Below are 7,639 nucleotides of genomic sequence, written 5' to 3'. Positions count from 1 at the left end.
GGTTCGATGAGCGGGATGTGGAAACGGAGCTATGGTGAGGTTCTTCGGGCACCGCCAGACGAAAGGGGCGGTAACAGACAAACCGGACCTACGGCCACCGCGCCACATCTCGACTCTACCTATCTCAATGCGCCCGTCCTCACAATAACGTGTGAGAGCGCGCCAGTGTGCCAGCGAGTACTTGATCGCCTTGGCCAAGCCAGACTTCACCGAGATTTGCCCAAGCGTGAGCTCAAGCCAGGGCTTCAGGCTGTCCAGCAGCGGCACCGCACGCTGCGTGCGCACCGATCGGCGCACCTGCGGTGAGCAGCCCCGGATTTCTCGCTCAATGCCATATAACGCCGCGATCCGGCTCAGCGCTTGCTCGGCGATCGGCGAGCGCTCCAGTTCATACTGGTCGTAGAACTTGCGCCGGGCGTGCGCCCAGCATGCGGCTTCGACTATCTTGCCTACAGCGGATATACCGCGTCATATCCGCTGTAGGCGTCCGCCTGCAGGATGCCGCTGTAGCCAGTCAGATGTGCTCGAGGCCGCTCGCTCTTGCGATCGGGCGAGTACTGATACCAGACTGCCGGTGGCGCCCGGCTACCGGCTGGCCGGTCATCCCGGACGTAGGTCCATAATCGCGCCGTGCGCGTCTTGCCGCGCCCTGGCTCCAGCACTGGCACCGGTGTGTCATCGGTATGAATCTTATGCGCCTGACGCACGTATCGCCCCACCGCGTCGGCCAACGGCTGTAGCAAGCTGCCGGCTTCACGCACCCAGGATGCGAGCGTGGCGCGCTCCAGTTCAATCCCGGCACGGCGGTAGATGCCCGCCTGTCTGTACAGCGGGGTGTGATCAGCGTATTTGGCGATGATTACCTGTGCCAGCAGCCCGGCGCCGGCCATGCCACGTGCTATGGGGCGCGACGGTGCCGCTTCCTGGCTCACCTTCGCGCACCGCCCACAGCTCAGTTTGGGGCGAACGTGGCGCAACACCTTGAAGTAGCCCGGCACGTAATCGAGCATCTCGGAGACGTCCTCGCCCAGCATCCGCATCCGAGCTCCGCACTCCGGACAGTCGCAATCCGCCGGCGCATGAACAATCGTCTCGCGCGGCAGATGCGCGGGGAACTCCCGCGACTTGCGGCGCAACGGAACCACCTTGGCTGTTTCCCCGATTTCTGGTGCGATGTCTTCGGCAGGTGCGACAGCCGCGCAGGTAAGCTTGGCTTCTTGCCCGGGCACGGGCGGATCGTCCAGTGCGAGTTGCAGCTGGCCCATCAGTTCGACCATGCGCTCCGATGAACGCCCATACTGCCAGCGCTTGAGGCGCGCGATCTCAGCTAAGAGCCGCTCAATCGTCTCCTCGCGCGAGGCGAGCATGCGTTTGAGCGTGGCGATATCGTCGGGGAGCGTACTGGCAGGCATGCCCGGCAGTGTAAAGCATACCCCTGGATTTGTGCATGCTTGTATGCGGCTTCACGCTGCGTGTGTCGGTTGCCAAGTGCGCTCGGGACGCCGCCGGTCGATGCCTTCGAGCAACATGGACAATTGTGCCGCCGATAGATGCACACTGCCCGAGGTAGCCTGTGGCCATATGAAACGCCCGCGCTCAAGACGCTTGGCATATAAATTCATGCCGTCGCCGCTCCACCACAGCAGCTTGATCAAATCACCACGGCGCCCGCGGAAGACAAAGATATGACCCGAGAACGGATCGTGCTCGAGAGTGGACTGGATAAGCGTGGCCAGGCCATCCATCCCGCGTCGCATATCCGTGACGCCAGCGGCCAGCCAGATGCGAGTACCGGTGGGAGGCACGATCATACCGGCATCAGACAACGCAAAACCAAGCGCAACTGGATGGGATCGACCGTTCCCGTGACCCGAACACGTGCGCCGTTCAATTCGATTTCAATACCAGAGGCAAGCGCCGAATTCCGGCCAAGCTCAGCAGCCGGCATTGCCGGTGCCCGCTGCGCGCGCACCTCGGTCGACAAATCGGACGGCAAAGCCACCGGCATCAAGACCGTCTGCTCATCCCCGTGCCCGTCAAGCAAGCCAGCTCGATATTGCCGCCGCCATTTGAAAACCATGTTGGCGTTGAGGCCGTGCGACTGAGCGAGTTTGGCCACCGAGATGTCCGGCTCACATGCCGCGATTGCCACCTGACGCTTGTATGCCAACGCGTAATTGGGCCGACCCTTGCGGTTCGAAACCCCTGTATTCGATGTAGACAAAGTAGTCCCCACCACTTGATTTGACGGGGACTACTTTGGACACTTCCACTACTGTTGTCGATACGGCCTACAAATTACGCTTACGCTATAGTCAGCACCATGTGGCGTTTGATGGACGATCGAGATCTCTATGCAGGGCCCATCCGCCTTCACGTGCTTTACTACGCCTCCAGGGAGAGGGTGTATGGCAAAGCGATGATCGAACAGCTGGCCGGGCACGGATATAAGGCGAGCTCTGGCTCGCTATTGACCTTGACGGACATCTTCTTGCTTGGCCCGCTGCTCGCACTTGCGGCTTTGCCTTACTGGTAGACACTTCGTGCCCGTTCATCGATGCGCGGCAACGCTTCGGGCGTGAACGTCGCTGTCGTCGCGCTTCCGACAACCGCCGTGTATTCGTGTTGCTTTCGGCGAATCGCAGGTGTCGCGGAAATCGCTTTGTGCTGAGAGGCCGAATTTCGGTTGGGCTGGTTCAGGGACGTGAAGAGCTATGGGATCGGCCGGGATGGGTTTCATCTGCCCGAAGCAGCACCCAAACCCCGGACGCGACCAGCAGAACCGCCGTGAACCAGAACGCCGGAACAATATCGCCACGCGACTGCGCAATCAAGCCGAGGGCGAGCGCACCGATTGCGTAACCGGTGTCTCGCCAGTATCGATAGGTGCCGAGCGCCGAACTCCGCCAGGTTGGATATGCGATGTCGGCGACCGAGGCGATCAGGTTCGGGTACAGCAGGGCCATGCCCACCCCCGCAATTGCCGCGCTCGCGATCCAAGCGCCGAAACCGTTGACGATTACCGCCGCAGCAACACCTGCGGCTAGCAACCACAAGCCGGCCACCACCGGAGTACGCCGGCCGATGCTGTCCGACAGCGGCCCGGTCACGAGTTGCGACGCGCCCCAGACCATGCCATATACGCCCGTGACCCATCCGGTCTGCACCAAGCTTAAACCTCGCTCGTGCAGATAGAGCGGGAACAATACCCATAGCAAGGTATCGGCCACCTTGTTGGCCACACCGGCCTGGCACAGCGCAGAGAACGTACGATTCTGGAACGACACGTACATGAACACCTGGCGTGAGCTCGGATATTCGGGCAAGCCGTCGGCGAAGTGCTGCTGCGGGCCGGCATGGGTGCCGCTCGTGTGTCGGTGACGCTCAGCGTGAGCCCAGGGAAGCGTCTCGCGCACGAACAGGAGCGCGGTGAGCAATGCCACCGTAACCACCGTGGCAGCAAAACCCAGCAATGCACTCCGCGGGCCATACAGAGCGGCCAGATAGGCGGTAACCACGCCCGCAAGGCCTACCGCAGCGTAACCCGCGAACTCGTTGATGCCGGTGGCAAGCCCGCGCTGATCGGCACGAGTGATATCCACCTTGCTGGTGACCGTCATGCTCCACGCGAAACCCTGATTGATCCCCAGAAAGACATTCGCTACAACGATCCACCACCACGATTGGGCATAAAAAATCAGCAGCGCCACAGGAATAGCCGCCACCCAACCGAGGATCAGCACACGCTTGCGCCCGATGTGTTCAGACAGTCGTCCGGCAACGAAATTGAGCGCGCCTTTGACCAACCCGAACGAAATCACAAAGGACAGCAGATACAGGAACGACGATCTGGGTACGCCGAAGTCCTGCGCTGCCACCACCGGCAGTACGGTGCGTTCCATACCGATAACGAGACCGACCAAGAATACTTGAACCGCTTGCCAGATGAACTGTTGCAGGTTGGCGCGGATGCCTTGAACGTATGTATCGCGTGACTGCATCCGCGGCGAACCGCTGGGGTCGATATCGATTTTCATGCGCAGACGTTGGCGGCAATGATGCTGTCCATGTCCGTCGGTCGCGGTGGCATGTTCGAGGTAAGCAGCTCGATGAAAGCCTCACGCGGAAGGTTGAGCATGGGATTGGACCGCCTCTCGAACGCCAGCGTCGACGAAGGCTTGCCCGACAGGCCCGCTCCACAGACGCTGCCTGCTTGATGGCCCGGGTAGATTTCAATCGCTGCAGGCAAAGGTAGCAGCTTGGTGTGAAGACTGTCGTAAAGTTGTCCAGCCATCTCGCGCTCGCGTCCAGCCAGATCCGGGCGACCCACGCCACCAACGAACAGGGTGTCTCCCGTTAGTGCGAACCAGGGCGTCTCGCCCCGGCGCCGGTCGGTGACCAGCAGGCAGACGCTGTCTGGGGTATGCCCTGGCGTATGCAGTACCTCGATACGCACATTGCCGATCTCGACCGATTGCCCACCCCGCAACGGTTCGAAATCAAAATGCACGAACTCGCGTGCCGCCTCGTGCAGGCAATATGGAGCGCCCGCTATCTCGGCGAGACGCCGCCCGCCGCTCAGATGATCTGCATGCACATGGGTGTCGATGACATGCGTGATGAGCGCTTCTGCCTGGGCCGCTTGCTCCACAAACCAGGATTCGTCGCCGGCGACCACATCGACGGCGACCGCCTTGCCGAAACCCCCGCAGCCTAACAGATACGAGAGGCTGGATTCCCTCGTGGCGAGCTGTTTAAAGAACATGATTATCGATCTCCGGCCGAGCAAACGGTGCGTCAGAAAACGAGTACCTTGCCTGCCTCGATGGTCCATTGAGCGAGTTGGGCCACCGTAGAACGCTTGCAGTTGGCAATCAGTTCATCGTCGCGCAACCCGCGTGCGTCCATGCAGGTGCCGCACAAGCTGATCTCCCCACGCAGAGCGACCTTGCCGAGCATCGTTTCCACGTTGTAGTAGCCGGCCGGAACTTTCTGCCCTGCCTTGGCCGCGAGCACGGCATCAGCTAGCAGGAATATGCGCACCTTTTGTTCCGGCTGAGCCGCCAGGGTGATGGCGAGCCGTAATGCGTTGTAGATCCGCTCGCTGCCATACGGTGCATCGTTGAGAATCAGCAGTATGTCACTCATGATAAGACTCCAGGGATCAGGCCGTAGCAACGTCCAGGGGCAAGCCAGCCGCGTGCCATTCCGCCACGCCCTCCGCGATCTTTCGCACTCGCAAGCCGTACCGGGCCAGTACCGTCACCGCCGTATCCGACATGATGCAAAACGGACCACGGCAGTAGGCGACGATTTCCTTGTCGGTCGGCATTTCCTTGATTCGCGCCTCAAGCTCGTCCAGGGGGACTGACCGTGCGCCAGGCAGATGCGCGGTGCGGAACTCCGACTCGGGGCGCACATCGATCAACACCACGTCGCCGGCGCGAACCCTCTCCAGCAGTGAGCGGCTGCTTTCCAGAGTGAGTCGTTCCGGGCCGGCAAACAGACGGTTCATGGCGACTTGCAGTTCGGCCAGACGGGATTCGGCCACGCTACGTAGCGCCACCCAAAGCGCAGAAACGTCTGCGCCCCCGAGCCGGTAAACGCGGCTCTTTCCTTCACGGCGAACATCGACAAGGCATGCCTCTCGCAGCACGCGCAAATGGGCGCTGGCCAACCGGACGTCGATCGCCGCTTCGCGCGCCAGGGTCTCCACGGTCTTCTGGCCTTGGGCAAGCAACTCAAGCAACTCCAGGCGTTTAGGGCTGGCCACGGCCGCACCGATTCGTGCAACTTGGTCGTAAAGGTGGTTCTTGATTTCACGCATGCTCATAGAAACATTCTAACGTATTTTAGAATATATGGAATAGCTAGTTGCACCCGGTTTTTTTGGACGTTCAGCGCTGTTTTCCTCGGGTTTAATTTTTTGAGACAGCGCATCCGATACCCATACCCATACCCATACCCATACCCACCAACACAATATTTTAATTGCCGGTCAATATGCTAGATTATCCCGAGCGCAGTTTTATCCGGGGAGGAACAAGCTTCTACCGACGCGCGAGCAGTATCTCTGGGGTTCGAACTCGGCATAAAGTTGATCACGCTCACAAGGACTGCAGGAACGCAAGCAGATCGCCCTTTGGCTTCCACGACTTTGCGTTCGCTGGCTCAATGCCGGCCTTCTTCCAGAACGCCTGCATGGCGTCGCTCTTCATCTGCAGGTTGATCGTGATGTAGCGGCCTGTCGTTGCGACGGTGGTATGGCCAAGGTAATCGCGGATCACCGTCACGTCGGTTCCGGACTGCAGCAACGCCACGGCGCAACTGTGGCGCAGGACGTGCGGCGTGATGTGCTTTCGCAGCAGCGCGGGGTTCTCGTGAGCCGCTGCGGTCGCGTACTTGGTCAGGACATAGGCGACGCCGTCGCGCGTCAGGGGTTGTCCGTGTCGATTGACGAATACGCACTGCCCGTCGGCGTCGTGTGACATACCGCGAAGGCGGTGCAACGCGTTGGCCGTCTCGGGCCAAAGCGGCAACAGGCGATCCTTTTTACCCTTGCCACGCAGGCGAACCTGCCTCGGTGCAGTCGGGGTGCCCTCAGGATTCGGACTTTTTCGTACTTTAAGGCACCGCGCTTCGTGGCGGCGCTATTCGAATTCCCAACGCCTCTCGCCCTGTCTGATGCCCGGTACTCTCGCAGCATCGGCCCCAATGGTCCGAAAACCCAATATCGCCCGCCCAGACGGCTGAGGCGGCGAAGGCGTACTAACAGGTTCGTCGGAGACTTCGGGGGGCGCGGCGTCAGGCGCTGCGCCCCCGCGGTCATCAGCTCGAGCGCGCCTTGCAGCTCCGCCGAACGCTGCGTGCGTTCGGGTCAAAGCGCCCCGCCTGGTCACACGCGCCTGAAAATCAAAAAAATTATTTGTAAAGTTGGCTACATTTGTGTAGTGTACTTTGCATGAGCACCTTAACCACTTGGGCTGTCCTGGTCCTGACGTTTCCCACCGAGAACGCCACCGCGCGCATGCGGGCCTGGCGGGCATTGAAAGCGAAGGGGTGCGCGGTCCTGCGTGACGGCATCTACCTGTTGCCGCATACCGCCGAGCGCGAGGACATGCTGCGCGACCTGGCTAACAGCATCGACGAAGCCGGCGGCACCGCACATCTGCTCCGGGCGCAAAGCCTGGACGTCTCGCAGGAAGCGGACTTTCGCGCACTGTTCGATCGGAACGATGACTACGCGGCGTTTGTCGCGTCACTCGGCGCCGCGCGGAAAACGCTGGGAGGACTGCCACCGGCTGAAGTCACCCGGCTGCTGCGTCGCCTGCGCAAGGACTATGACGCGATCCGGACGATCGACTACTTTCCGGGCACCGCGTCGACCGACGCCGAGGTTGCCTGGGAAGATTTTCTGGCGCTTGCAGATACGGTCCTGTCGCCTGGCGAGCCCCAGGCAGCCGAGCTGGTTATCCGGCCGCTACGGCGCGACGACTATCAGGCCCGGACGTGGGCGACCCGGCAACGGCTATGGGTCGATCGAGTGGCCAGCGCCTGGCTGATCCGTCGTTTTATCGATCCGCAAGCGCGCTTCCTCTGGCTGGTCTCTCCGGACGCCTGCCCGCCAGATGCGCTCGGT

General features: G+C 61.2%; 9 protein-coding genes and 1 pseudogene. 1 reads left to right on the top strand and 9 read right to left on the bottom strand.

Annotated elements, in window-relative coordinates; translation table 11 throughout:
- From EPN80_RS09165 to EPN80_RS09125, 9 genes and pseudogenes are all read right to left on the bottom strand, one after another.
- Window positions 1–444, bottom strand: a 444-nt coding sequence (locus EPN80_RS09165) for a transposase (RefSeq protein ID WP_293026022.1), incomplete at its 3' end; no start/stop codon positions are given.
- A 5-nt stretch (window positions 445–449) separates the two neighbouring features.
- Window positions 450–1,412, bottom strand: coding sequence for an IS66 family transposase (locus EPN80_RS09160; protein ID WP_293026018.1), 963 nt, complete (start codon window positions 1,410–1,412; stop codon window positions 450–452).
- A 51-nt stretch (window positions 1,413–1,463) separates the two neighbouring features.
- Window positions 1,464–1,811, bottom strand: a complete 348-nt coding sequence (tnpB, locus tag EPN80_RS09155; RefSeq protein ID WP_293026016.1) for an IS66 family insertion sequence element accessory protein TnpB — start codon at window positions 1,809–1,811, stop codon at window positions 1,464–1,466.
- Window positions 1,808–2,236, bottom strand: coding sequence for a transposase (locus EPN80_RS09150; RefSeq protein WP_293026014.1), 429 nt, complete (start codon window positions 2,234–2,236; stop codon window positions 1,808–1,810). The genes tnpB and EPN80_RS09150 overlap by 4 nt, the downstream gene beginning before the upstream one ends.
- Window positions 2,237–2,696: 460 nt before the next feature.
- A complete protein-coding gene (locus EPN80_RS09145) occupies window positions 2,697–4,037 on the bottom strand; it encodes an MFS transporter (RefSeq protein WP_293026012.1) in 1,341 nt (446 codons plus the stop codon).
- The gene (locus EPN80_RS09140) at window positions 4,034–4,765 is read right to left on the bottom strand and encodes an MBL fold metallo-hydrolase (RefSeq protein WP_293026010.1); all 732 of its coding nucleotides are present in this window, start codon (window positions 4,763–4,765) and stop codon (window positions 4,034–4,036) included. The genes EPN80_RS09145 and EPN80_RS09140 overlap by 4 nt, the downstream gene beginning before the upstream one ends.
- A gap of 32 nt (window positions 4,766–4,797) precedes the next feature.
- Window positions 4,798–5,148, bottom strand: coding sequence for a DsrE family protein (locus tag EPN80_RS09135; RefSeq protein ID WP_293026008.1), 351 nt, complete (start codon window positions 5,146–5,148; stop codon window positions 4,798–4,800).
- A gap of 16 nt (window positions 5,149–5,164) precedes the next feature.
- Window positions 5,165–5,833 (bottom strand): metalloregulator ArsR/SmtB family transcription factor, encoded by a 669-nt coding sequence (locus EPN80_RS09130; protein WP_293026006.1) that lies wholly within the window; start codon window positions 5,831–5,833, stop codon window positions 5,165–5,167.
- A gap of 274 nt (window positions 5,834–6,107) precedes the next feature.
- Window positions 6,108–6,572: pseudogene (locus EPN80_RS09125) on the bottom strand (tyrosine-type recombinase/integrase); the annotation flags it as partial.
- 389 nt (window positions 6,573–6,961) lie between these two features.
- Here EPN80_RS09125 and EPN80_RS09120 point away from each other — a divergent pair.
- Window positions 6,962–7,639, top strand: a 678-nt coding sequence (locus EPN80_RS09120) for a chromate resistance protein ChrB domain-containing protein (RefSeq protein WP_293026004.1), incomplete at its 3' end; no start/stop codon positions are given.

The organism is Pandoraea sp. (genome assembly GCF_004297875.1).
In the GTDB taxonomy this organism is placed as follows: Bacteria; Pseudomonadota; Gammaproteobacteria; order Burkholderiales; family Burkholderiaceae; genus Pandoraea.
Note: the sequence above shows the minus strand (reverse complement) of the source record. Positions and strands in the feature narration are given on the sequence as shown.

What these genes read in the sequence shown, in the direction of transcription:
- EPN80_RS09160 (WP_293026018.1), bottom strand. Translation starts at nt 1,412, where the DNA reads ATGCCTGCCAGTACGCTCCCCGACGATATCGCCACGCTCAAACGCATG.
- tnpB (WP_293026016.1), bottom strand. Translation starts at nt 1,811, where the DNA reads ATGATCGTGCCTCCCACCGGTACTCGCATCTGGCTGGCCGCTGGCGTC.
- EPN80_RS09145 (WP_293026012.1), bottom strand. Translation starts at nt 4,037, where the DNA reads ATGAAAATCGATATCGACCCCAGCGGTTCGCCGCGGATGCAGTCACGC.
- EPN80_RS09140 (WP_293026010.1), bottom strand. Translation starts at nt 4,765, where the DNA reads ATGTTCTTTAAACAGCTCGCCACGAGGGAATCCAGCCTCTCGTATCTG.
- EPN80_RS09135 (WP_293026008.1), bottom strand. Translation starts at nt 5,148, where the DNA reads ATGAGTGACATACTGCTGATTCTCAACGATGCACCGTATGGCAGCGAG.
- EPN80_RS09130 (WP_293026006.1), bottom strand. Translation starts at nt 5,833, where the DNA reads ATGAGCATGCGTGAAATCAAGAACCACCTTTACGACCAAGTTGCACGA.